We start from the raw sequence: 23,069 nt of genomic DNA, 5'->3' as shown, positions 1-23,069 counted from the left end.
CCGCGCATCCGCACACCCACCTGCATCCGCACACCCGCATCCGCACGCTCCGATCGCCCCACGCCCGCGCCCTCACCGGTGCCGTCGCCCGCGAAAGGTCCCCCCATGCATGTGCACGCGTTCACCCCCACCGCCGCCACCCTCGCCTCGGCGGCTCTCCTGGTCACCGGCCTGTTGACCACCCCCGCCACCGCGGAGCCCGCCGGCAACGGCGCCACCTCCGCGACCTCCGCGACCTCCGCGACCTCCGCGACCAACGCCATACGGACCAACCAGCTCGGCTACCTGCCCGACGGCCCCAAACGCGCCACCGTGGTCAGCCCGTCCGCCGGACCGCTCAACTGGCAGCTGCGGAACGCCTCGGGCACCGTGGTCGCCTCCGGCTCCACCACCGTCCGGGGCACCGACACGGCCTCGCGTGACACCACCCAGCTCGCCGACTTCTCCTCGTACACCGGCACCGGCCCCGGTTACACCCTGGCCGCGGGCGGCCTGACCAGCCACCCCTTCGACATCAAAACCGGACCCCAGCTCTACGGCGGCCTGCGCTCGGACGCCATGTCGTTCTTCTACCAGCAGCGCAGCGGCATCCCGATCGAGGCGTCACTGGCGGGCGCGGCCTACGCGCGCCCCGCGGGCCATCTCGGAGTGGCGCCCAACAAGGGCGACACCAACGTCCCCTGCCAGGCGGGGGTCTGCGACTACAGCCGCGATGTACGGGGCGGCTGGTACGACGCGGGCGACCACGGCAAGTACGTCGTCAACGGCGGCATCTCCGCCTGGCTGCTGGTCAACTCGTTCGAGCGCGCCCGCCGCGCCGGTACGGACGCGGCCCTCGGCGACTCCACCCTGAGGGTTCCCGAGCGCGGCAACAGCGTCCCCGACGTACTGGACGAGGCGCGCTGGGAGCTGGACTTCCTGATGCGGATGCAGGTCCCGGAGGGCAAGCCGCTCGCCGGGACGGCGTTCCACAAGATGCACGACGCGGCCTGGACGGCGCTCCCCACGAGGCCCGGACAGGACGCCCAGCAGCGTGAGTTGCACCGCCCGTCGACCGCCGCGACCCTCAACCTCGCGGCCGCCGCGGCACAGTGCGCCCGGGTGTTCGCGCCGTACGACGCCGCGTTCGCCGCCCGCTGCCTGGACTCCGCCCGCCGCGCCTGGACGGCGGCGCGGGCCAACCCGGGCCTGCTCGCACCGGACTCCGACGGCACGGGCGGCGGCGCGTACAGCGACGCCACGGTCAGCGACGAGTTCTACTGGGCCGCCTCCGAGCTGTACGCGACGACCGGCCAGGCCGCCTACCGTGACGCGGTCACCTCCTCGCCCTGGCACACCTCCGCGGACGCCCTCTCCTCCTTCGGGTTCGGCTGGGCCGACACGGCCGCCCTCGGCCGGCTCACCCTGGCGACCGTCCCCACCGGCCTGCCCGCCGCCGACACCGCGCGCCTGCGCACCTCGGTGACCACCGCGGCCGACGGACACCTGGCGACCATGTCCGGCCAGGGGTACGCGACACCACTCCCCGCCTCCGGGTACGTATGGGGCTCCAACGGCCAGGTGGCGAACAACGCGATCGTGATGGCCGTCGCCCACGGACTGACCGGCCAACAGCGCTACCGCGCCGGAACGCTGGAGTCCCTGGACTATCTGCTCGGCCGCAACACCCTCGGCCAGTCGTACATCAGCGGTTACGGAGAACAGGCGTCCCGCAACCAGCACCACCGGTTCTGGGCGCACCAGTTCGACGCCTCGCTCCCCAATCCGCCCGCCGGATCCCTCGCGGGCGGGCCGAACGCCGCGCTCCAGGACCCGGTCGCCCAGGAGCGCCTGTCCGGATGCGCGCCCGCCGCCTGCTACATCGACGACATCGGCTCGTACTCGACCAACGAAGTGGCCGTGAACTGGAACGCCCCGCTGGCCTGGCTCACCCAGTTCGCCGCCGAATAGACCGTTGCCGACACCTCGCCGGCCTCCCGATCGGCGCCCTTCCGACCCCCGATGGGTACTGCTGTTCGCCAATTCCCGCCCACCATCTGACGAGTCGACTGTCGAAAGTCGCTGACAAGGTGTCATAATGTACGGGTAGCCCTTCGTGCATCCCCCGTCGCGAAGGGCTACACCCTTGCCCTGACACGGGCGGGAGGCCTCCCACGCGGCCTCCCGCCCGTCTTTTTTCGCGTCGGCCGTTACGCGGAGTGTCGGCGCATCGGGGCCGGCGGCAGATGACGGTTCGAGTGCGGAGACCGAGTCACACGCCGTACAGCGCCCGTTGATCGCGGCGCGGCGACCGCGTTGCTGTTCGTCCGAGCGCCCGGCCGACCGCGCTCCTGTTCGTCCGAGCGCCCGGCCGGCCGGTTTCCCGGCCGCTCGCCGGGCCCCTCGGCCGGCTTCCGTGACTCAGGTCACTCGAAGGCTGTCAAAAACTCCTCCCCGACCCGCAACCCCCCGGGGGGCCGCACGTCTGTCGGAGTGGAGGCGCCTCCACCGTCCTGTCCATCCAGCATCACCGAAGCGAATCCGAGGAACGGTATGTCCACAGCAGCACGTAATGCCACCGTACGCGGAGCCGTCCGGGGCCGGTTGCGTACGGTCCTGGGGGTGTCCGCGGCCGTCGCCGCGCTGACCATCGGCGGCGCGATGAGCGCCCAGGCCGACTCAACGGCTCCGTCGAAGACCGCGCAGACGGTACCGGCGAAGCCCGCGCCGATCCCGGCGAAGCCGACCCCGGCCGAACCCGCCCCGGTCAAGCCCGCGCCCGCCCCGGCGAAGCCCAACCCGGCCAAGCCCGTCCCGGCGAAGCCCGCGCCCATCCCGGCGAAGCCCAACCCGGCCAAGCCCGTCCCGGCGAAGCCCGCGCCCATCCCGGCGAAGCCCAACCCGGCCAAGCCCGTCCCGGCTCTCCCGATCGAGGAAGCCTTCCCGATCGAGGACGCGGTGCCCGCACAGCCGGGGCTCCCGGTCCAGGAAGCCGTCCCGGTCCAGGAAGCCGTCCCGTTCGAGGAAGCCGTCCCCGCGACACCCGCGCTTCCCGCCGAGTCCGCCACGGTGTCGCCGAAGTAACAACAGCGTTGAGGGGCTGCCGGGTTGAACACCCGGCAGCCCCGCCCCCCGTCCAGGAAACGGAGACGGGAAACGGGGACGAGGACGGGGACGGAGCCTCATGAGCACAGCGACAGCCACAGCGGCAACGACAACGACAACGACAGGGACCACGACCGCGACGTCAGCAACAGCGATCTACCCGACGGGCCCGGCCCTGTCGGCCGTTCTGGGCTGTACGGGCCACCCGGGCGCACTGCGCCGGGCCTGGCAGCGGCTGCTCCGCAGCCTCTCCGAGAGACGCGGCCTGCCGGCAGCGGCCCCCGCCGGAGCGCCGTCGGCGATCAAGGCCATCGACGATCTCTACCTCCATCGCAGGCTCCCGCTCGTCCGCCTGGCGCTGCTGCTCGTGGACGATCTGCCCACCGCCGAGGACGTCGTACAGGACGCCTTCGCCGCGCTGTTCCACCGACACGGTGAGCGTCTGACCGGGCTGGACGACCCGGAGGCGTATGTCCGTACGAGTGTGGTCAACCGCGCCCGTTCCGTGCTGCGCCGCCGCCGGACCGTACGCGCGCACGTGCCCGAACGGGAGGGGCATGCCCCTCCGGCCGAGGAGTACGTACTGCTGCGCGAGGAGCACCGCGAGGTACTCGACGCGCTGAGCCGTCTCACCCGGCGCCAGCGCGAGGTGCTGGTCCTGCGCTACTGGTCGAATCTCACCGAGGCCCAGATCGCCGACACCCTCGGGCTGTCGCGCGGGACGGTCAAGTCCACCGCGAGCCGCGCGCTGGATGCCCTGGGCAGACATATGGAGACCCCCCGATGAGGCCGCCGAGGAGATTTTTCACCGCGGGGCGACGCCCCGGACCGGACCGGGAACTGCTCGAACACCGGCTGCGAGCCGCCCTGGACGCCCAGGCCGGTACGGTCGGCTTCCGCGACCTGCGCCACGCGTCCCCGCCGTCCGTGTCCACGGCCAAGGGCCCGTGGCCGCCCGTTCGTGGCGCCGCGCTGGTGCTGCTCGGGCTGGCCGCCGCGGTGGCGGCCGTCCTGCTCGTACCGGGCGAGCCCCGCCAGGAAGGTCCGGCCGAACGGCCCGACCCGTCGGTCTCCCGCCCCCACAGCCCCGAACCGGCCTCACCGGACCTGCCGGCGGTCCCGGCCGTACCGGCCGTGCCGGTGCCGGACAGGCCGTGAAGGCCGCCCCGCGGCAGGGCCCGAGCAGGGGCGCGGGCGGACTCAGATGACGGGCGGCCGGCCCAGCGCGGTCATGCGCCACACGGTCCGCCAGCCCATCGGCCGCCGCACCCCGCACGCGGTCCGCACGCCCTCGAAGAACCCGCCGAACCACGCGCGCAGCCCGCTCAGCGAACGTGTCCGGGCCACGGTCAGCAGAATCCACGTACCGAGGTAGACGGGCACCAGCGGCGCGGGCAGATGGCGGCGGGCCAGCCACACCCGGTTGCGGGCGGTCATCCGGTAGTACTCGGCGTGCCGGGCGGGCGAGGTCCGGGGGTGCTGGAGGACCAGCTCCGGCTCGTAACGGATCGTCCAGCCCGCGTCCAGCGCACGCCACGCGAGGTCGGTCTCCTCGTGGGTGAAGAAGAACTCGTCGGGCCAGCCGCCGGTCTCGTCCAGCATCGGCATGGACAGTGCGTGCCCGCCGCCGAGGAACGTGGTCACCTCACCGGCCCGCATCGGGTCGTCGACCCGCAGCCGGGGCACATGCCGCCGCTGGGTGAAGCCGGTCTCGTCCGCGATACGGAAGCTGACGATGCCGAGCCGGGGGTCCGCCTCGTACAGATCGGCGACCCGGCTGATCACATCGGCCTCGATCAGCAGGCCGTCGTCGTCCAGGTCCACGAGGACGTCCACGTCACCGAACTCGCGCAGCTTCTCCATGGCGACATTGCGGCCGCCGGAGACACCGAGGTTCTTCTCCAGTTCCACCCCGATGACCCCGTCGGGCAGTACGGGCAGCGGCGCCCCGTTGCCGACGACCACGACCCGCGCCGCGGCCTCCTGCTGCTTGGCCACGGAGTCCAGCAGAGCGCGCAGCTCGACGGGACGCGTCCCCATGGTCAGCACGGCCACACCTACACGCGGTCGGGACACGTCCGGATCACTCCAGTTCTCGAAGACGGAAGAAAGAAAGGCACGAGGGAGGAGGGGGCAGAGGCGGAAGGAGAGGGATGCCGCGGGAGCCTCGATACGTCGATGCTATCCGGCGGTAGCCATTCCCCGGCCACCGGAAGGTACCTCTGCCGACGGCGCCGGTTCATCTCGGCGCCTTACGGAAACGGCCGTACAGCCACAGCGCGGACAAGAAGGACAACGGCAGGGGCGGGGGCGAGGCGCGCAAGCGGGACCGGGTTACCAATCGGTATCCGCGCGGACCGACCACCGTACCGGCGAACAGTCCGGGAATGGCATTGACAGCGCCATGTTCATGATCGTGCCATTGTGGCAAAATGCCCGCATGCTTATGCTCGGTGATGCTGAGTGAGCGAGCCGCGCTCTGCCCCGACGATCGGGCAACTCGTCCTCAGCAAGCAGCTCCAGGCCCTCCGCGAGCGCGCGGGCCTCAGTCGTGATCAGGCGGCCAGGCTGCTCCGTGTCGCCTCCGCCACCATCCGCCGGATGGAGATGGCCGAGGTCGGGCTCAAGATCCCGTACATCCAGATCCTGTTGCCCGCGTACGGCGTCCCCGACGACGAGGTGGTCACCTTCCTCCAACTGGCCGACGAGGCCAACCGGCCCGGCTGGTGGCAGCGCTTCCACGATGTCCTTCCCGACTGGTTCGGCGGCCACGTCAGTCTTGAGGAGGCGGCCAGGACCATCCGGTGCTATGAGCCGCACTACGTGCCCGGACTGCTCCAGACCGAGGACTACGCGCGCACGATCCTGACCTACGGCGCGGTCGGGCGGACCGACCCCGAACGGATCGAACGCCATGTCGCGCTGCGCATGGCACGCCAGGGCCTGCTCACCCGGCCCGGCGCCCCGGCCTTCTGGGTCGTCATGGACGAGACCGTTCTGCACCGCCCCGTCGGCTCGCCCGACATCATGCGGGCGCAACTGGACAGGCTGCTGGAAGCGGCGGAGATGCCGAACGTGACACTCCAGATCGCGGAGTTCGCCTCCGGCCACCACCCCGGCACGTACAGCCCGTTCGTCCTCTTCCGCTTCGCCATCCCCGAGATGGCGGACATGGTCTACATCGAGTACCTGACCGGCGCTCTCTACCTCGACGGTCCCTCCGAGGTCTCCGAGCACATGGAGGCCATGGACCGCATGGTCGTTCAGGCGGAGTCGGCTCGCCGCACCAAGGAAATCCTCGCCGCCTTCCGCAGGGAGCTGTGAATGGACGCCCCTCGTTCCACCCCCCGGATCGATACGGGCAAGCCCCACCCCGCGCGCGTGTACGACTACCTTCTGGGCGGCAGGGACAACTACGCGGTCGACCGGGAGATAGGCGAACAGCTCCCGGCCGCCTCGAAGATCGACGCCCGGCTGAACCGGGCCTTCATGCGGCGCGCCATCGCCTGGGTGGCCCGCAGTGGCATCGACCAGTACCTCGACATCGGTACGGGAATCCCCTCCGAACCGAATCTGCACCAGGTCGCCCAGGACATCGCGCCGACATCCCGCGTCGTGTACGTCGACAACGACCCGATCGTTCTGCGGCACGCGGAGGCCCTGCTGGTCAGCGCCCCGGAGGGCGCCACCGACTACATCCAGGCGGATGTCCGCACCCCCACCGAGATCCTCGAAAACGCCACCGGCCTGCTGGACTTCGGCAGGCCCGTCGCGCTGTCCCTCATCTCGCTCATGCATTTCATACCGGACGACGAGGATCCGTACGGCATCACCCGCACCCTGGTGAACGCCCTGCCGCCGGGCAGCCTGCTGCTCCTCTCGCACGGCACCGCGGACTTCCAGCCGGGGGAGGTGATCGACCGGGTCACCGGCCTGTACGACAAGGGCGGCATGCCGCTGCGTCTGCGCGGCCGCGCCGAGGTCGGGCAGTTCTTCGACGGCCTCGGCCTCCTCGGCCCCGGGCTGGTGACGGCGCCCCGCTGGTACAGGGAGTCCCCGGCCCCGGAGGAGCAGCACAGCTCCTTCTACGTGGGCGTGGCCCGCGTCCCCTGAACCGCGTGTGCCTCCGCGCGTGTTTGTGTGGTGAGTGCCCGGGAAGGCGGGCCGTTGTCAGGGAAACGGCTCGACAGCGAGGAGCGCGACCATGACCACCGACAGGAAGACGCCCGGCGACCGGACGTTCGCGAAAAAGGCGTCCGCGAGGACCGACCAGGTCAAGGGCGCCGTCAAGGAGACCGTGGGACGCGCGGTCGGCAACGAGCGCATGACCACCGAGGGCCGCGCCGAACGGGCCAAGGGCGACCTGCGCCAGGCCGGCCAGAAGGCCAAGGACGCATTCAAACGATGAGCGCGCCGCACAGCCCTTTCGTCAGAGGTGGCCGTGTCTGCAGAGTTCCGGGGCGGTGGCCCGGCGGACGGTTCGTCCGCCGGGCCACCGCCCTTTTCGGGGACGGTCCCGCGTTCCGGGGACGGTCCCGCTCTCCGCGTCACTCACAGAACGACGACCGTACGGCGGTCACGATGCTCGCGGCCTGGTCCTCGGTGAGGCTCGGGGCCGTACCGTCCTCGAACCGGGATTTGGCGTTGATCTGAACGGTGGCGGCGGCCTTCCCGCCCCGCAGATCCAGGCACACGTTCCGGGACCGCTCAACGGCCCTGTCCTCGTCCACCGCCAGCTCCGGTTCGATGGCACGCAACGCGCGCAACAGGACTTCCCGTTGCACCACATCGAGCAGCGGAACCCCGGAAGTATCCTGTGCCGCTTCCTCACTCGGCCCCGCGGCCGGCTCCTCACGCGCCCCGGCCGCGGACGCCGAAGCGGCCGCGGACGGCGTGGCGTTGTCCGCCGTCGCCTTGTCCGCGCCCCCCTCAAACAGGTTGACAACACCCCCGAGCGCGACCAACGCCGCGACTATCCCCCACCAGGTCTTCGTTTTCCGCTGCACCGCAGCCCCTCCCCATCGGTTACGCGATCACCACACACCTATCACGGTGCAGGCACGGGAGAGCTCGGCTCAGTAGGTCTTCGGTCGCCTCCGCCAGCCCCCCGGACAGCGATGGTGAGCATGCCTATGCCGACCCTGTGTCTGTATCGGCACGCTGAGCCGAGTCCTAGCCTGGTGACACCTCGTCAGCTTCGGAGAGTTGGTCATCGTGGCTCAGTACCTCGTCGGCTCGCGCGCGAGCAACCTGGCCAAGGCTCAAGTGCGGGAGTATCTGCGTCCGTTGCGTAAGCGCTTCCCTGACACCACCTTCACTCATCGAGTGATCCTTGAAGGGGGCGACAAGGACCGCAAGTCCCTCCTGTCGAGCGTGTCCGCCCTCAGTGGCGGATCGGCTTTCAGTTCCGAGCAGGAAGCGGCGTTGTGCCGTGGTGACGTGGACGTGATTGTCCATTCGCTGAAGGACCTCCCTACGGCAAGCCCTCGCGGACTCATGCTGTTGCCCCCGCCGGGACGCGAGGATGTGGCGGATGCGCTGTGCGGCTCGACTCTCGCCGGATTACGGAAAGGGGCGAAGGTGGGAACAGGCGCCCCTCGCCGGATCGCGCAGCTGCTCGCGGTGCGACCCGACCTGGAAGTCGTCCCGATCCGGGGTAATGTCCCACCTCGCCTGAAGAAGATCGAAACCATGGGGCTCGACGCGGTTGTCCTCGCGTTGGCGGGGCTTCGCCGGCTCGGCCTGGACGATGCGATCGGGGAAGTGCTGCCGCTCGATCTTTTCCCGCCGAGTCCCGGTCAGGGGGCGCTCGGGATTCAGGTCCGCACGGACGAGAGTTCGGCCCCGCTGCGCGAGATCCTGTCCACGGTCGGGGACCTGTCCGTGGACAGTCAGGTGAGGGCGGAGCGCTCGCTGCTCGCCGAACTCCACGGCGGATGCAGTGTGCCCGTGGGGGCGTATGCCGAGACCCTGCCGGACGGAACGCTCAAGCTGTTCGGCCAAGTGACCTCGCTGGACGGTCAGCAGCGCGTTTCATGTGCTCTCACCGGCCCGTCCGACGAGCCGGAAAAGCTCGGTACGACCCTGGCCGCCGACCTTGTCGACCAGGGAGCGCATTCGGTCCTTGACACAGTACGGGCCGCCCTCGCGGCTGGTTCCGCGACCGGCCCTAACTGAGTTGACGGGCGATGTCGAGCGCCGCGTACGTGACGCTCGCGGATGCGCCCGCGCGCTTCAACATCGTGAACAGCTCGATCAGTAGGCGCACGTCCCGCCGTCCCGTCCCGGAGTCCACATGGGTGAACGCCTTGTACTCGCCGGAGACCGAGAACGGGAACAGCGGTGCTCGCGTCTGTTTCCGGAGCGTGGCGAGTACATCCGCCGTGAACTGCGCGGGCTCCAGAAGGATCATGTCGGCCCCATCCGCTTCCATGCGTAAGGCGGTGTCGACAAACTGGTCGGCACGGCCCGGGTTGATCTGAAAATCCCGGTTGACCCCTGCTTTGGGAATCGCCCCCATCGTGAGCCGGAAGCCGTCGTACAGGCTCGACCAGAAAATGACGTGCGGCATGACGGACACCCCTTCGTGTCCCGTCTCGTCCAGCGCGCGACGAGCGCCCCCTGTCGTACCGAGCAGCATCGACGCAGGCCCCACGATGTCCGCCCCCGCTTCCGCGTGCGCCACGGCCTGTAACGCCGTTACATGCACCGTCGCGGCCACGTCCGGCCGCCCGTTCCGGTCGGTGAGGTAGCAGACCCCATCGGCCGTGTACGAGCACAAGCACGTTTCTGTCATGACCGCGATGGACGGTTCCGCATCCTTGCAAGCATGGATTGCGCGGGACATCAGTACGTCGGTTTCGAGGGAGATCTTCCCGGTGTTGTCCCGCTCTGCGGACTCGGCGAACAGCTTCACGGACCGGAGGCCGAGCCGTGAGGCCTCGCGCATTACGGCAGGAATCTCCGCGACCGTGACGGTGGGCATAGGGCGGTCGGCGGGCTCCATCGTGACGAGCAGCACCATGGACAGATCCGCGGGAGTGAGCGTCTGCGGTTCCAGGAAGTTCCTGACCGCCGGTCGGCTCCGGAGGGGGCTTGTCGCCCTGGTCGTCGTACGGAGGCCGTGCGATGCGATGACCGTCATGGGTCTTACCTCGTTTCGGATGGTTCGTGGGTGGAGTGGGGGCGCTTCCCCGTCCCTGCCGGGGTTGGCTGTGACACCCGGCAGGGACGGAGCCTTGGGCGGGGTGAGTCCGGAACCGTCAGCCAGGCTCCCCCTTACGGCGAACCGGACTGCGCCACGGGGTCCGGCCGTACTCCCTGGTTCCATTGCCGACGTGCGCACGGGACACACGGTCAACACGTAGTGCCCGGTGTGATCGGACGCGGTGACAGTCATCGGGGCACCACGCATGAGCTGGGAATACGCGGCACGTTGCACGTCGGGATCAACGCACCAATCGCGCAACTCCGTCGGCACGTCCGAGAGTCCGAGAGCGACCCGGTGAAGAACCCGCCCCTGGAACCAGTGCGCCACCCAGGGGTCGGGGTCGAGACCATCGGCGATACGGCAGGCCTGCACCCGGAGCCATCGGAGCGCGAATTTCGGGGACGGCGTCCGAATGCTGCCGAGCACAAACCGGACGGTCGTTCCGTTGGCCGGCCCCTCAGCGATCGCAGACGCGTAGTAGGTGGTCACTGTCATCGCTGTCCGCCCACGCCCTTTTGTTTCCGGTGCAATCGGGCAAGTGCGCGGAGCTGCCGTTTCTCCCGCTGAGTGGCCGGGCGGAGCACTATGGCCCGTGCCTCCCACGTGAAGCCCGCAGGGCGCTTCAGGCGGACCACGGACCCGTGCAGTTGGTGCACCACTCCCGGCATCTCCGTTCTGGGGTCGTAGACCGCCATACCGACAACAAGCCTGATCCCCACGGGTGTTGCCGGTGGTTGGTCCGGCGGGTGCGGGCTCCTACGGGGGATCACTTGGCATCACCCGACCGTCGATGTGGATGTGCCGCGATCTGACGGGTGCACTCCAGGACGCTGGTCGCCCCGATGCCGCGATGCGCGTTCTCCCGCCGCTTGTCCCACCAGGCGCACACCTCGCACCCCGGGCTCGGCTCCAGGTCAACCGGCGGGTACAGCAAGGCCGGTGTAATTCCCACGCGGCGGCGCTCACTTGGTTCAAAGGCCCGGTCCGCCATCGGTTGCCCTTCCTCTGCATACTCCTCGCGACTGCTGTGGTCGCACTAGGCAACCGCGCGGTCACTCACAGCGGTACCGTTGCGGCAGAGGGGAAAGTTAAGAACGTTCAGTACGCCCGGCGGAGGAGTCACAGACCGTGAAAACACCCCAGTCGAACGGCGAGTTGGAACGGCTTCATCGTGAGGCCGGGTGGACGATGCGTCAGTTCGCCCAGGCGGTCAACCGCATCGGCACCGAGCAGGGGCAACGGCTCAAATACATGCAGCCTTCGGTCCACCAGTGGCTCCACGGGCACCTGCCGCGAGAGACGGTGCGCCCGCTCGTCCTGGAAGCACTGGCCCGGAGACTCAACCGCCCCATCACGTACAGCGAGGCGGGCTTCCCGTCGCTAGACGGCCAGTTGAAACAACCCGCAAGTACCGTGGAAGGGCTTATCGATCTGGGGAGGCTCGACATGGACCCGTCTCGTCGTGGCGTGCTCGGAGCAGGGTTGTTCTCCGTAGCGCTCACCATCCCTGGATGGCCTGATGTGGTCGGCAGACTGGAAGCGATCAAGGCCGACCCGTACAGACGCATCGGGCAGTCCGAGATTCAGGCAGTTTCGGCGATGACCGACCGCCTATCAGACCTGGACGACGAATTCGGCGGCCGGTATGCCCGCCCGATGGCCGCCGCTTTCCTGGTCAACACAGTCAGCCCTTACTTGAAGGCAAGCGCGTCAAGCGAAACCCGCAAATCAATGATGTCCACCGCTTCTTTTCTCTGCTATCTGACCGGATGGATGGCAGTGGACGAGGGGGCACACGGCCGAGCACAAGAGTATTACGTGAAGAGTTTGGAGCTTGCGGGAGCGAGCGGCGACCACATGACCTACTGCCATGTCCTACGAGGCATGTCGGTGCAAGCCGCGAATCTTGGCCACGGCACACCGGCGGTACGGCTCGCGAACGCCGCCGCCGAAGCATCCCCTGAGTCCAGCCCCCGCATGCGCGCGTTTCTTGCCGGGCAGCAAGCACACGCGTACGCCCTGGCAGGCGAGCGGACAAACGCCCTGACCAGTCTCCGCGAGGCGGAACGCGCGGTGAACCAGGCGGAAAGCGGACTCGGGACGTTCGGCGGTTTCAGCTCAGCGACATTGGCGTATTCCACCTCGGAAGTCCGGCACGCGCTGGGCGATGTGAAGGGGAGCGTCGAGTCCTTGCACGATCATTTCAGATTGCGGGATTCCAGCGACAAGCAGAGATCCGGTTTGATTTTCAGTTCCCTACTGGCCGAAAGACAGCTCGAAATGGGTCACCTAGAAGCGGCCTGCTCGACATGGGGAAAGGTTTTGGACGCCTATCCGGGAATTCATTCCGGAAGAATTGATGGACAAGTTGCCAGCATTCCCTCCTTGCTCTCCCCCTACCGGTCGAACCCTGTCGCCCGGCATGTCATCGAGCGTTCTCGGAGCGCTTCCGTGAAATGACCCGCTCGTCGCTGCGGACAACACGTGGGGCCCGGTCGGTTTTCGCCGACCGGGCCCCACGCGCCGTTGCTCGCTTCAGCTGTTCACTTCAGCGGATCAGTCCGTGACCTCGATGCGCCCGTTGGACGCACCGGAGTTGGCGACCGCGCCTGTGCCCGCGCCCGCGTTCGCCGCCGGGGCCGGGGTGGGAGCCGCAGCCGTGGCACCGGCACCGGCCGTCTTGCCCGCTGTCATGCCCTTCAGCAGTTCGGACAGGTCAACCCCCGTCGTGGAACTGAGCAGTTCGACCCCCTGGGCGACATTGTCGGCGACCGTACGGGCCAACTGCCCGGCGCCGTCCGTGGAGATCACCGTCATCTTGTCCACCGCGCTCAACGGCTCCGACGCCTTCGCCACGACCGACGGCAGCACCTCGACCAGCATCTGGAGGACCGCCGCGTCGCCGTAGCGGGCGAACGCGTCGGCCTTCTTGTGCATCGCGTCCGCCTCGGCGGCGCCCTTCGCGCCGATCGCGTCGGCCTCCGCCTCGCCCTCGATCCGTACGGCCTCGGCGAGCGCGGCGCGGTGCGCCTTCTCGCCCTCACCGGTGAGGCGGGCCCGTTCGGCGTCCGCCTCCGCCTGCTTGACCAGGGCGATGCGCCGTGCTTCGGCCTCCTGCTCGGCCTGGTACCGGGCAGCGTCGGCGGGCTTGCGGACCTTCGTGTCCAGTTCGCGGTCCGTCAGCGCGGCCCGGCGCTCAGCGACCTTCTCCTGCTCGCTGAGCACGTCCTGCTCACGCGCCGCCTGAGCCAGCGGACCCGCGGCGTCCGCGCCCGCCGCTGCCTTGTCCGTCTCGGCCTTGATCTCGGCCTGCTTCAGGTAGAACGTCCGCTGCGCGATCGCTATCTCTTCCTCGGCCTTCAGCCGCGCCTGCTCGGCGGCGCGACGCGCCACCGCCTCCGCGATGTCGGCCTCCTGCTTGGCCCGCGCGGCCTCGGGACGGCCGAGGTCCTCCAGATACGAGCCCTCGGTGCTGATGTCCTGGATCTGGAACGCGTCCAGCACCAGCCCCTGCCCGGACAGACTCGCCTCGGCCTCCTCCGCGACCTGCCCGGCGAAGGCCGCGCGGTCCCGGATGATGTCCTCCACCGACATCCGGCCGACGATGGAACGCAGCGCGCCCGACAGCACCTCCTGGGTGAAGCCGACGATGCCGCCCTGCTGCTGGAGGAACCGCTGCGCCGCGGCCCGGATGGAGTCCTCCGTACCGCCGACCTTGACGATGGCGACACCTTCGAGGTTGGCCTTCACCCCGCGCAGCGTGACCGCGCCCCGAACAGCGACCGGAATGTGCCGGCTGGACAGGTCCAGCGTGAACTTCTGCTGCACGAACGGGACGACGAACACGCCGCCGCCCACCACGACCTTCTGGCCGCTGTTGTCCGTGGACACCCGGCCGGTGTCCGGGTCGGTCGACTGCTTGCCGCGCCGTCCCGTGACGATGAACGCCTCGCTGGGCCCCGCGACCTTGTAGCGCGTGACGACGGCCAGCGCCAGCAGGACGACGAGGACGACGACCCCCAGCACGGCGATGACAACTGGACTCATATGCTCTCTCCCCGAATCGGTTCGTGTGGTGAGCGGGGACCGTCCGCACTCACGGCAGGTACGGCCACATACGGCCAGGTGCGGAAAGCGCGACCGCGCAAGCAGGCAAGCAGGCAGACAGACAGGCAGGCAGGCAGGCGAGCCCTGGTCAGCGCTCGACGAGGCGCACCGAGACGGAACTCGCGGACAGCGTCCGCTCCACCCAGATCTCCGCCCCGTACTCCACCGGCGCCGCGCTCTTCGCCGCGTACTTCACCGGCTGGCCGCCGAGCCGCAGCAGCACCTCGCCGTACCCCGACGCCGGTATCGCCGTGACCACGGTGCCCGCCGTGCCCACCAGATCGTCACCCCGTGGCGTGGCCACCGTCTGGTCGCGCATCAGCATCCGGCTGAACTTCCACGTCAGCCAGCCCGCTCCGAGCCCGGCCGCCACCCCCGTGAGGACGGCCGGTCCGGTGCCCAGACGCGTGGTGCCCAGGACGATCGCACCGCTGAAGCCGAGCATCGACACGAACCCGGCGATCACCGGCAGTGACAACAGGCCGTCGAACAGCCCGTCCAGCACCCCGCCCCCGCCGAAGAGCCCTTCGAGCACCCCGTCGAAAACCAGCGACAGGACGAGCAGCACGATCCCCGCGATGCCGATACCAAGAAACAAGGTCACCGGACAAACCTCCCCCGTCGCCGCTGACTTCCTCGCTCACAAGCCATGCTGCCATGCGGCACCGACAGTGAACATTGCCGTGACCCGGCAGTCTTGACGCGTTCTTGATGCCCGATCGACACCATCCGCCCCCAACCGCCCCGGAAGGGCGGAAATCCCCCACGCCACACACGTCAGAACGGCTTCTCCGGCCAGCCCAGCAACCTCGCCCCGATCACGGCGGTTTGCAGCGTGTAGCGGTGCACCGGATCGGCCGGGTCGGCGCCGGTGAGCCGGTGGATCCGCTCCAGGCGGTACGTCAGGGCCCGCACGCTCAACGACAGCCGCCGCGCCGCCTCCGCCGCCACACACCCCGCGTCGAAATACGCGGTCAGCGTCTCGATGAGCGGCACGGCCCCGCCGCGCGCCGCCTCCAGCGGGCCGAGCGTGCTCAGGACCAGCTCCGTCATGGCGTGCCGGTCACGGGTGAGAACCGGATAGACGAGCAGGTCGGCCGCGCGCAGCACGGGCTCGTCCATGTCCAGCCGCTCCGCGAGGTCGAGCACGTTCAGCGCCTCCTCGTACGACTGGACGACCCCGCCCGGTCCGGACCGCGGGCGGCCGATGGCGACCCGCCCGCCGTCCGTGGCCGCGAACGCCTGCTTCGCGAAGTACGTCAGCACCTCCCCCTGATCCCCCGGCGCCACGCACACCAGCCGGCCGGCCTTCGTGGTGAGCAGAACGCTGCGGTCCCCGAACCGGCCGGTCAACGCCTGCTCCACGGACCGCGGTACGGCATCCTCCTCGTCGTACGGGACCGCGCCCTCCGCGACCGCCACGGCGTGCTCGTACGAGAGCCGCAGCCCGAACCGTTCCGCCCGCTCCGCCAGCCGCCCCGGATCGCTGCGCCCGTACAGCAGGTCGTCGATGAACTCCCGCCGCGCGGCGGCCTCCTGGCGTACGGCGAGACGCTGCGCCCGCTCGTACCCCTCGGCGAACGCGTCGACGGCCTGCTCGACGGCGGCGAGCACACGGTCGGCCGCGTCGGCACCGGAGGCGCCGGAGGGCCAGTGGACACGGGCCCCGGCGAGATGCGCCCCGACCAGCGCGCGCAGCCCGAACCCGGCTTCGGCGGCCTGCTCCCCGAGTTCGCGGCGGGCGAGCAGTTCCTCCCGGGTGAGCCGGCGGCCGGTGGAGGCGACCGCCGCGAGTATGCGGGCGTACCCGTCCAGATACCCGTCGGGTATCCCGTGCCCGCTCCCCCGCCCGTGCCCGTGCCCGCTCCCCCGCCCGTGCCCGTTCCCCGGCCCGTGCCCGTTCCCCTGCCCTGTCACGCCCGCTCCCGTCCGTGCCCGCGCCCTCGCCCGTACCCCTGCCCCACGCTTCGCTCCCCGGGCGTCTCGTACCGGAACTCCCGTGACATGGGAATCCTCGTACAGGAGTACAGCAACCGCTCACGTACCGGCCGGACCATCCCGGCCTCAGGCCGGGGCATCCCCGAAGTCCGGGATGTCCAGGCGTTCGCCGCCCTTCAGCGCGGAGTCGTGCGCGACGATGCCCGGCAGGGTGTAGCGGGCCGCGAGCCAGGCGTTCACCGGGGGCAGCGTGCCCGTGTTGACCGCTGTCACGAAGTCGTCGGCGAGGAAGTGGTGGCTGCCCTCGTGGCCGTTGGTGACGTTCCGGAACTCCTCGGGCAGCCGGGAGCGGTCGTGCACCGGGGCCGACCCGGAGGTGAAGGCGTCGCGCAGCGCGGGCGCCACATGGGCCAGGGACGGGTCGTCGGGGGAGAGGGCGCGCTTGGGCTCCAGGTGTTCGGTGACGTCCTTGACCCCCTCCTTGTCCTGCCAGTGGCTGACGGTGGCGAGCTGCTCGAAGCTCGCTTCCGTACCGAAGAAGCGGAAGCGCGACTCCCGGATCTGCGAGGGGTAACCGACCCGCCGGAACTCGTTCGTACGGAACGATCCGCCGCCCGCGACCTCGAACAGCGCCGTGGCGTTGGAGAAGTCGTTGTCGAACTGGCTGACCTCCTTGTCGAAGACCCCGTCCCCCCGCTCGTCCTTGACCCCGATCGCGGAGACGCTCACCGCGTGCGTCCGCCAGGCGCCGAGCACACCGCCGACGGAGTGGGTCGGGTAGAGCAGGGGCGGATAGCTGGCGGTGGACTTCCAGCCCTCGCCGCCGCTGTACTGGTACGCCTCGTAGAAGCCGAGGTCCATGTCGTGGACGTAGTCGCCCTCGGCGTAGAAGAGCCGGCCGAAGGCGCCCGCGGCGATCTGCTCGCGGGCGTAGACGGTGGCGGGGTTGTAGTGGCTGGTCTCGCCCATCATGTACGTCAGGCCGGTCTCCCGTACGGCCTCGATGATGGCCGCGATCTCGTCCCGGGTGACCGCCATCGGCACCGCCGAGTACACGTGCTTCCCGGCGCGCAGGGCCCGGACGACGAGCGGCCCGTGGGTCCAGCGCTGGGTGAAGACGGCGACCGCGTCGACATCGGAGTCGAGTACGGCGTCGAAGGAGGGGAACGTCCCCGCGAGGTCGTGGTCGGCGGTGAGCCGGTCGGCCCGCTCCGGGAGCAGGTCGGTGGCGAAGATGTCGCCCACGCCCGGGTGGAGCCGCCAGAGCTTGGCGAACTGCCCGGCGAACTGCCCGGCACCGACGATGGCAAGGGAGAAGGACATGGAACACCTTTCGTGTGGGCGGTACGAGGTACGGGGTACGAGGGCGGTACGAGGTACGAGGGCGGTACGTACGCTGTGCTGCGCGAAGTGCGCCGCTGACGCCGGTGCGGGCCTGTGTTCCGCTCAATCGCCCTGGGACAGAATGAGGTTGATCTGGCGGTTGGTCGTACGGAGACTGCCCACCGGCTTGCCGTTCGCGTACACGTCCTGCATCGCGGGCCTCATCAGCGCCGCCACATCCGCCGCGTAGTCGGTGATCGGAAACGAGAACGTCGTCCCGTCGGCGACGGGCTTGGTGAAGGCCGTGACGTCGATGCCCTCCTTCTTGTACGCGGCGACGGCCGTGGCCGTCCCGGCCTTCGAGGCGGGGAAGACGATGCCCTGCTTGCCGACGCTCGTCTGGCAGGCGTCGGAGGCCAGGTACGCCACCCACTTCTGGGCGGCGGCCTTCTTCCCGCCGCGCTTGGTGAGGGAGTCGGCGAGGCCGTTCATCATGGTCGCGCGATGGCCGGACGGTCCGACGGGGGTCAGGGCGATGCCCGGGTCGAGGCCCTTCATGCCGTAGATGCTCTTCGTCATCCATGAGCCGTGCAGGGCGATCGCCGCCTGGCCGGAGCCGAGTTGGGACTCGGGGCCGTTGGACTCCGAGAAGTTCTCGTAGGGGGCCAGATAGCCCTTCTCGGCGAGGCCGAAGTACCACTCGATCGTGGACTGGAAGGCCTTCTGGTCGTAGTTGTAGTGCGTTCCCCACGCCTTCTTGTCGGTGTACTTCCAGCCCGCCGAGCCGGTGAAGGCGCTCCACTGCGTCTCGCCGTCGCCCTCACCCGCGTCATTGGTGGCCAGTCCGTACGTCTTGACGTGGTGCTTGTCGAAGCCGGGCTGGTCGCCCCGCCGCCCCTTGGTGTCGACCGTGAGACGGGCGAGGGTCTTCTCGAAGGTGCCGCCGTCGGCCGGGTTCCAGGCGAGGCTGTTGAGCGTCCCGGCGGAGATCCCCGCGGCCTTCGCCATCTTCTTGTTGTAGAACATGGCGACGGTGGCCCAGTCCTTCGGGGCGCCGTAGCGGTGGCCGTCCTGGCCGGTCCAGGACGACGCGAGACCGTCCTGGTAGTCGGAGTCCCTGATCCCCCGGGTCGGGGGCAGTTCGTCCAGCGGGGCGAGCGCGTTCAGGTCGACGAACTGCGCGAACTTCGTGATGTGGTTGGTGAAGGCGTCCGGTTCGGTCCCCGCGATCATGCTGGCCGTGAGCTTGTTCCAGTAGTCCTCCCAGCCGTTCTGGATGATCCTGACCTTGACGCCCGGGTTCCGCTTCTCGAAGCCCCTGGCGCACTCCTCGTAGAGCGGCAGTTGGTTGGAGTCCCAGAGCCAGTACGTGACGGTCCTGGACGACGCCACGGACGACGAGCCCTGCGACCCGCAGCCGACCGCGAGGAGGGACATCGAGACGGCACCGGCCAGGGTGGCCAGGCCTCGGGTGGAGATCCTGCCGCGTATCACCGCACCACGTATCACCGCACCGTTCCTCACTTCCTACTTGAGACCGCTGAAGCCGATGGAGTTGACGATCCGACGGGCGAAGACGCCGAAGAGAAGGAGCATCGGCAGGGCGGCGACCAGCGTCGCGGCCATCAGCCCCGACCAGTCCGTACCGGCCTGCGGGGTCTGCGACCGGAAGATGGACAGGGCCACGGTGAGCACCCGGGAACTGTCGCTGTACGAGACCATGAGCGGCCAGAAGTAGTCGTTCCAGGCCGTGATGTACGTGAGGACGGCGAGGGTGGTGACCGGCGCGGACGCCATGGGCAGGGAGAGCCGGAAGAAGATCCGGACCTTGCCCGCGCCGTCCAGCAGGGCCGCCTCCTCCATCTCCCTGGGCAGGTTCATGAAGAACTGCCGGAGGAAGAAGACCGCGAACGGCGTCATGAACATGGTCGGCAGGGCGATCCCGGCCAGGGTGTCCACCAGACCGAGTTCCTTGATCAGGACGAAGTTCGGCAGCAGCGTGAAGATCGTCGGCACCATCAGGCCGGCGAGGAACAGCCCGAACACCCGGTCCCGGCCCCGCCAGCGCAGCCGGGCGAAGGCATAGGCGGCCATGGCGGAGAACAGGATCTGACAGACCGTCACCATGGACGCGACGACCGTCGAGTTGAGCAGATAGCGCCAGAAGTCGATCGAGGCACCCGAACCGCCCTCGGCCAGGGCCTCTTCCGTGCTCTGCATGCCGAAGACGCGCTCGAAACCACCCCAGCCGAAGTCGACGGGAAGCGGGGCGGACGGATCGGCGGTGAGGGCGGTGTTGGAGGACAGCGCGGTGCGCACGATCCAGTAGAAGGGCAGCAGGGTCATCAGGACGATCACCGTCATCACCGCCCAGGCCACCACCCGGCCGGGCGAGGGGCGGCGGCGGACAGGCCCGCCGACGGCGGGCGCGGGGGCCGGGACGTCGTCATCGGCTCGCGTGGGGGTCAGTACGGCCATGACACGGCTCCTTCGCGCTCCCGCTCGTCCCTGAACCCGCACTCGTGGAACTCGCACTCGTACGCCCACTCGCGCGTCTGCTCGTACGACTGCTGGTGCGGCTGCTGATACGGCTGCTCGTGCGGCGGCTGGTACACCCGCTCGTGCGGCGGCTGGTACGGCCGCTCGTACGACTGCTCGGGGTATCCGTGCACGTCCCGCCGCTCGTCCGGCCGCCCTGGGCATCCGCGCTCGTCCCGCCGCTCGCCCTCCCGCTCGCGGTACTCGTACGTGCACGCGTACGCGTACTCCTGCTCCCGCTCCCACTCCTGCCCGCGCATCAGCCGAGGTCCGTCTCGCCGGCCCGGGTGACCCGGTACTGGATCATGGTGATCACGCTCAGCACGGCCAGCAGTGCGACGGACATCGCGGACGCGTAGCCGAACTGGAACCGCCCGAACGCCGAGTCGTAGATGTACAGCTGGAGCACATTGCTGGCGTTGGCCGGGCCGCCGGGGCCGGTGGTGGCCACCGCCACGGTGTCGAAGACCTGGAACGACCCGATGACCGTCATGATCAGCACGACCGCCAGCACCGGCCGCAGCAGCGGCAGCGAGATCCGCCAGAACGTCCGCAGCTCACCGGCCCCGTCCACGCGCGCCGCCTCGTACACATCACCCGGTATCGCCTGGAGCCCGGCGAAGAGCAGCAGCGCGGTGTAGCCGACGTGCCGCCATACGTTGATCAGCGCGACGCTGGGGATGACCCATTCCTGGCTGGTCAGGAAGGCGATGTGGTCGAAGCCCAGCGCCCCGATGATCTCGTTGCCGATGCCGGTCCGGGTGTCCAGGATCCACAGGAACACCACGCCCGCGACGACGTTCGAGACGAGGTACGGCGTGAGCACGATGCCGCGCAGGAAGGGGGACTTGGTCAGCCGCTGCATCAGTACGGCGATGCACAGTGCCGCCACCGTCTGCACGCCGATGTTGATGAAGACGTACTCGACGGTGACGCGCAACGCCCGCCAGAAGATGGGGTCGTGGACCATCCGCCGGTAGTTGTCCAGGCCCACCCACTCGGCGGGGGTGAGCAGGTTGTAGCGGGTGAAGCTGAGATGGACGCCGCGCAGGGTGGGCCAGAACAGGAACACCAGGAAGCCGAGCATGGCAGGCGCGATGAAGACCGCCGCCAGCGCGCCGTCGCCGCGACCGCCGTCGCCGTCCCCGCGACCGCCACCGTCGCGTTCGCGGCCGGCTCCACCACGCGGTCCGTTCTTCACTGTTCTGACGCGTGCACTGTGTGAGGCGACAGTCATCATGAGACTCCCTTGTCCATGACTCGTCCTCGGGTGCATTTACTTTTGACCTGAAAGAATCGATGCGTCAAGAGACATGCACACATTCGATCTCTTCCGCACGCCTACACACACTCCTCGACTGTTTCGATCACGAAGTGGGGACTCAGCTAAGGGAGTTCACCGAACGGTCGGGGTTACGGCGATGGCGCCCGGCACGTACCCCGGTCGGCCCGTCGGCGGTCACCGCAGGCCATGAGGTGGCATTATTTCTGACGTGGAATAAAGTGATCGTCCGGCCCTGGATACGATGAACCGGGAGCACCGTCATGGCCATGGACGCGGGGGACTTGAGCATGTTTGCCGCCAGTTGGGCGCCGCTGAGCCCCGCCGAACGCGCGGTGGCCATCGAGGTGTTGACCCATGGCCCGGTCTCACGCACCGAGATCGCCAGAAAGCTGAACCTGTCGGCCGGCAGCCTCACCCGGCTGACCAAACCGCTGATCGAGTCCGGCCTGCTGGTCGAGGACCCGGCGCCGGTCACGGTCACCACCCGCCAGGGCCGCCCCTCGCAGCCGCTGGACATCGTCGCCGACTCCCGCTATTTCGCGGGCTTCAAGATCACCGAGGATGCGGTGTACGGGGTGGTCACGACCCTCAAGAGCGACATCGTGGCCGCCCGGACCCGTCCGCTCGACACCCATGTCCCGGACGATGTCGCCGCCCTCCTGCACACGATGACCGAGGACTTCGCCCTCTCCTTCCCCCGCCTGGCCGGGATCGGCGTCGGCGTGGGCGGCCACGTCCAGGGCCGTACGGGAGTCGTCGCCTCACCCTTCCTGGACTGGGAGAACGTCCCCTTCGCCGAACTCCTCGAAGAGCGCACCGGCCTTCCCGTCGTGGTCGAGAACGATGTCGCGGCACTGGTCGAGGCGGAGGCCTGGTTCGGCGCCGGGCGCGGCCTCGACCGCTTCGCCGTCCTCACCATCGGTGCGGGCATCGGGTACGGACTGGTCATCGGCGGCCAGTTGGTCCGTACGCCCGACGACAGCCGGGGCGTCGGCCGACGCTGGATCATCGACCCCCACGGCCCGCTCACCCCCGACGGCGACCGGGGCAGCGTCGTCTCGCTGCTCGCCATCCCGAGCATCCGCTACCAGGTCAGGGCGGCCACCGGCCGTGACCATACGTACGACGAGATCCTCACCCTCGCGGCGGCGGGCGACCCGATGGCCGCCCGAGTGGTGACGGAGGCGGGCCGCGCGCTGGGCACCGTCGTGGCCCAGATCGCCAACTTCGCGATGCCCGAGAAGATCCTCCTCGCCGGAGAGGGGGTCGGCCTGGTCGACGTGGCGGGCCCGGCCATCCGGTCCGCCCTCCACGCGAACCGCCATCCCCTCGCCGACCCGGTCGCCCTGGAGACCAAGATCTCCGACTTCAACGACTGGGCACGGGGCGCGGCGGTGCTGGCCATCCAGATCCTGGTCCTGGGCACACCCAAGGACTGACGGGCTCTCCCGGACCGCGCGCGGCGGTGACAGCCGGGGCGGCAACCTTTTGGCGAACGGCGGCGACCTGCTGTCGCGAGCCGACGTATCGACCGATGCACAGGCCGACGTATCGGCCGAGGTGTCGCTTCGCGCCCCCTCCTCC

General features: G+C 69.4%; 21 protein-coding genes. 10 read left to right on the top strand and 11 right to left on the bottom strand.

The window, feature by feature from the left end; translation table 11 throughout:
• Window positions 1–105: 105 nt before the first annotated feature.
• The 4 genes from ACIOJD_RS22895 to ACIOJD_RS22880 all read left to right on the top strand — a co-directional run bounded on the left by ACIOJD_RS22895 (window position 106) and on the right by ACIOJD_RS22880 (window position 4,242).
• Complete coding sequence (locus tag ACIOJD_RS22895; RefSeq protein WP_401916611.1) at window positions 106–1,950, top strand: glycoside hydrolase family 9 protein; 1,845 nt, start codon at window positions 106–108, stop codon at window positions 1,948–1,950.
• Between the two features lie 582 nt (window positions 1,951–2,532).
• Window positions 2,533–3,063, top strand: coding sequence for a hypothetical protein (locus ACIOJD_RS22890; protein ID WP_401916608.1), 531 nt, complete (start codon window positions 2,533–2,535; stop codon window positions 3,061–3,063).
• Between the two features lie 100 nt (window positions 3,064–3,163).
• Window positions 3,164–3,871: a SigE family RNA polymerase sigma factor gene (locus ACIOJD_RS22885; RefSeq protein WP_401916605.1), complete on the top strand. Its 708-nt coding sequence runs from the start codon at window positions 3,164–3,166 to the stop codon at window positions 3,869–3,871.
• Window positions 3,868–4,242: a hypothetical protein gene (locus tag ACIOJD_RS22880; protein WP_401916602.1), complete on the top strand. Its 375-nt coding sequence runs from the start codon at window positions 3,868–3,870 to the stop codon at window positions 4,240–4,242. The genes ACIOJD_RS22885 and ACIOJD_RS22880 overlap by 4 nt, the downstream gene beginning before the upstream one ends.
• A 42-nt stretch (window positions 4,243–4,284) precedes the next feature.
• Here ACIOJD_RS22880 and ACIOJD_RS22875 read toward each other — a convergent pair whose 3' ends face one another.
• The gene (locus tag ACIOJD_RS22875) at window positions 4,285–5,160 is read right to left on the bottom strand and encodes a glycosyltransferase family 2 protein (protein WP_401916599.1); all 876 of its coding nucleotides are present in this window, start codon (window positions 5,158–5,160) and stop codon (window positions 4,285–4,287) included.
• Between the two features lie 387 nt (window positions 5,161–5,547).
• On the opposite strand from ACIOJD_RS22875, the gene ACIOJD_RS22870 reads away from it, so the two are divergent.
• The 3 genes from ACIOJD_RS22870 to ACIOJD_RS22860 all read left to right on the top strand — a co-directional run bounded on the left by ACIOJD_RS22870 (window position 5,548) and on the right by ACIOJD_RS22860 (window position 7,492).
• Window positions 5,548–6,408, top strand: a complete 861-nt coding sequence (locus tag ACIOJD_RS22870) for a helix-turn-helix domain-containing protein (RefSeq protein WP_401916596.1) — start codon at window positions 5,548–5,550, stop codon at window positions 6,406–6,408.
• Window positions 6,409–7,197: an SAM-dependent methyltransferase gene (locus ACIOJD_RS22865; protein WP_401916594.1), complete on the top strand. Its 789-nt coding sequence runs from the start codon at window positions 6,409–6,411 to the stop codon at window positions 7,195–7,197.
• A gap of 91 nt (window positions 7,198–7,288) precedes the next feature.
• Window positions 7,289–7,492, top strand: coding sequence for a CsbD family protein (locus tag ACIOJD_RS22860; protein WP_401916591.1), 204 nt, complete (start codon window positions 7,289–7,291; stop codon window positions 7,490–7,492).
• 139 nt (window positions 7,493–7,631) lie between these two features.
• On the opposite strand, the gene ACIOJD_RS22855 is transcribed toward ACIOJD_RS22860, so the two are convergent.
• Window positions 7,632–8,090 carry a hypothetical protein gene (locus tag ACIOJD_RS22855; RefSeq protein ID WP_401916588.1) on the bottom strand — a complete coding sequence of 153 codons (459 nt, stop codon included), beginning with the start codon at window positions 8,088–8,090 and terminating at the stop codon, window positions 7,632–7,634.
• Window positions 8,091–8,298: 208 nt separating this feature from the next.
• Between ACIOJD_RS22855 and hemC the strand changes: the two genes are divergently transcribed.
• Window positions 8,299–9,261, top strand: coding sequence for a hydroxymethylbilane synthase (gene hemC / locus ACIOJD_RS22850; protein WP_401916586.1), 963 nt, complete (start codon window positions 8,299–8,301; stop codon window positions 9,259–9,261).
• Here the strand turns inward: hemC and ACIOJD_RS22845 are convergent.
• A complete protein-coding gene (locus ACIOJD_RS22845; protein WP_401916583.1) occupies window positions 9,254–10,228 on the bottom strand; it encodes a hypothetical protein in 975 nt (324 codons plus the stop codon). The two genes, hemC and ACIOJD_RS22845, sit on opposite strands and share 8 nt — an antisense overlap.
• Before the next feature lie 1,194 nt (window positions 10,229–11,422).
• Between ACIOJD_RS22845 and ACIOJD_RS22840 the strand changes: the two genes are divergently transcribed.
• Window positions 11,423–12,754, top strand: a complete 1,332-nt coding sequence (locus ACIOJD_RS22840) for a tetratricopeptide repeat protein (protein WP_401916581.1) — start codon at window positions 11,423–11,425, stop codon at window positions 12,752–12,754.
• 96 nt (window positions 12,755–12,850) lie between these two features.
• On the opposite strand, the gene ACIOJD_RS22835 is transcribed toward ACIOJD_RS22840, so the two are convergent.
• From ACIOJD_RS22835 to ACIOJD_RS22800, 8 genes are all read right to left on the bottom strand, one after another.
• Window positions 12,851–14,341 (bottom strand): flotillin family protein, encoded by a 1,491-nt coding sequence (locus tag ACIOJD_RS22835; protein WP_401916579.1) that lies wholly within the window; start codon window positions 14,339–14,341, stop codon window positions 12,851–12,853.
• Between the two features lie 148 nt (window positions 14,342–14,489).
• A complete protein-coding gene (locus ACIOJD_RS22830) occupies window positions 14,490–15,005 on the bottom strand; it encodes a hypothetical protein (RefSeq protein ID WP_401916577.1) in 516 nt (171 codons plus the stop codon).
• A 173-nt stretch (window positions 15,006–15,178) separates the two neighbouring features.
• A complete protein-coding gene (locus ACIOJD_RS22825) occupies window positions 15,179–16,231 on the bottom strand; it encodes a PucR family transcriptional regulator (RefSeq protein ID WP_401917125.1) in 1,053 nt (350 codons plus the stop codon).
• Between the two features lie 234 nt (window positions 16,232–16,465).
• Window positions 16,466–17,662: a Gfo/Idh/MocA family protein gene (locus tag ACIOJD_RS22820; protein ID WP_401916575.1), complete on the bottom strand. Its 1,197-nt coding sequence runs from the start codon at window positions 17,660–17,662 to the stop codon at window positions 16,466–16,468.
• 123 nt (window positions 17,663–17,785) lie between these two features.
• Complete coding sequence (locus ACIOJD_RS22815) at window positions 17,786–19,141, bottom strand: ABC transporter substrate-binding protein (RefSeq protein WP_401917123.1); 1,356 nt, start codon at window positions 19,139–19,141, stop codon at window positions 17,786–17,788.
• A gap of 48 nt (window positions 19,142–19,189) precedes the next feature.
• The gene (locus tag ACIOJD_RS22810; RefSeq protein WP_401916572.1) at window positions 19,190–20,140 is read right to left on the bottom strand and encodes a carbohydrate ABC transporter permease; all 951 of its coding nucleotides are present in this window, start codon (window positions 20,138–20,140) and stop codon (window positions 19,190–19,192) included.
• A complete protein-coding gene (locus ACIOJD_RS22805) occupies window positions 20,128–20,460 on the bottom strand; it encodes a hypothetical protein (RefSeq protein WP_401916569.1) in 333 nt (110 codons plus the stop codon). The genes ACIOJD_RS22810 and ACIOJD_RS22805 overlap by 13 nt, the downstream gene beginning before the upstream one ends.
• Entirely contained in the window at window positions 20,460–21,437 is a 978-nt protein-coding gene (locus tag ACIOJD_RS22800) for a carbohydrate ABC transporter permease (RefSeq protein WP_401916567.1), read from the bottom strand. The genes ACIOJD_RS22805 and ACIOJD_RS22800 overlap by 1 nt, the downstream gene beginning before the upstream one ends.
• Window positions 21,438–21,766: 329 nt before the next feature.
• Here ACIOJD_RS22800 and ACIOJD_RS22795 point away from each other — a divergent pair, with 329 nt between their 5' ends.
• Window positions 21,767–22,924: an ROK family protein gene (locus ACIOJD_RS22795; protein WP_401916565.1), complete on the top strand. Its 1,158-nt coding sequence runs from the start codon at window positions 21,767–21,769 to the stop codon at window positions 22,922–22,924.
• Window positions 22,925–23,069 lie beyond the last annotated feature (145 nt).

It is taken from the genome of Streptomyces sp. NPDC088116 (assembly GCF_044741745.1).
GTDB lineage: Bacteria > Actinomycetota > Actinomycetes > Streptomycetales > Streptomycetaceae > Streptomyces.
The sequence above is the reverse complement of the archived record's forward strand: the minus strand, read 5'-3'. Positions and strand labels throughout refer to the sequence as shown.

Coding starts and splice junctions, on each gene's coding strand:
- ACIOJD_RS22895 (WP_401916611.1), top strand. CDS start 106: ATGCATGTGCACGCGTTCACCCCCACCGCCGCCACCCTCGCCTCGGCG.
- ACIOJD_RS22890 (WP_401916608.1), top strand. CDS start 2,533: ATGTCCACAGCAGCACGTAATGCCACCGTACGCGGAGCCGTCCGGGGC.
- ACIOJD_RS22885 (WP_401916605.1), top strand. CDS start 3,164: ATGAGCACAGCGACAGCCACAGCGGCAACGACAACGACAACGACAGGG.
- ACIOJD_RS22880 (WP_401916602.1), top strand. CDS start 3,868: ATGAGGCCGCCGAGGAGATTTTTCACCGCGGGGCGACGCCCCGGACCG.
- ACIOJD_RS22865 (WP_401916594.1), top strand. CDS start 6,409: ATGGACGCCCCTCGTTCCACCCCCCGGATCGATACGGGCAAGCCCCAC.
- ACIOJD_RS22860 (WP_401916591.1), top strand. CDS start 7,289: ATGACCACCGACAGGAAGACGCCCGGCGACCGGACGTTCGCGAAAAAG.
- ACIOJD_RS22845 (WP_401916583.1), bottom strand. CDS start 10,228: ATGACGGTCATCGCATCGCACGGCCTCCGTACGACGACCAGGGCGACA.
- ACIOJD_RS22835 (WP_401916579.1), bottom strand. CDS start 14,341: ATGAGTCCAGTTGTCATCGCCGTGCTGGGGGTCGTCGTCCTCGTCGTC.
- ACIOJD_RS22820 (WP_401916575.1), bottom strand. CDS start 17,662: ATGTCCTTCTCCCTTGCCATCGTCGGTGCCGGGCAGTTCGCCGGGCAG.
- ACIOJD_RS22810 (WP_401916572.1), bottom strand. CDS start 20,140: ATGGCCGTACTGACCCCCACGCGAGCCGATGACGACGTCCCGGCCCCC.
- ACIOJD_RS22805 (WP_401916569.1), bottom strand. CDS start 20,460: ATGCGCGGGCAGGAGTGGGAGCGGGAGCAGGAGTACGCGTACGCGTGC.
- ACIOJD_RS22800 (WP_401916567.1), bottom strand. CDS start 21,437: ATGACTGTCGCCTCACACAGTGCACGCGTCAGAACAGTGAAGAACGGA.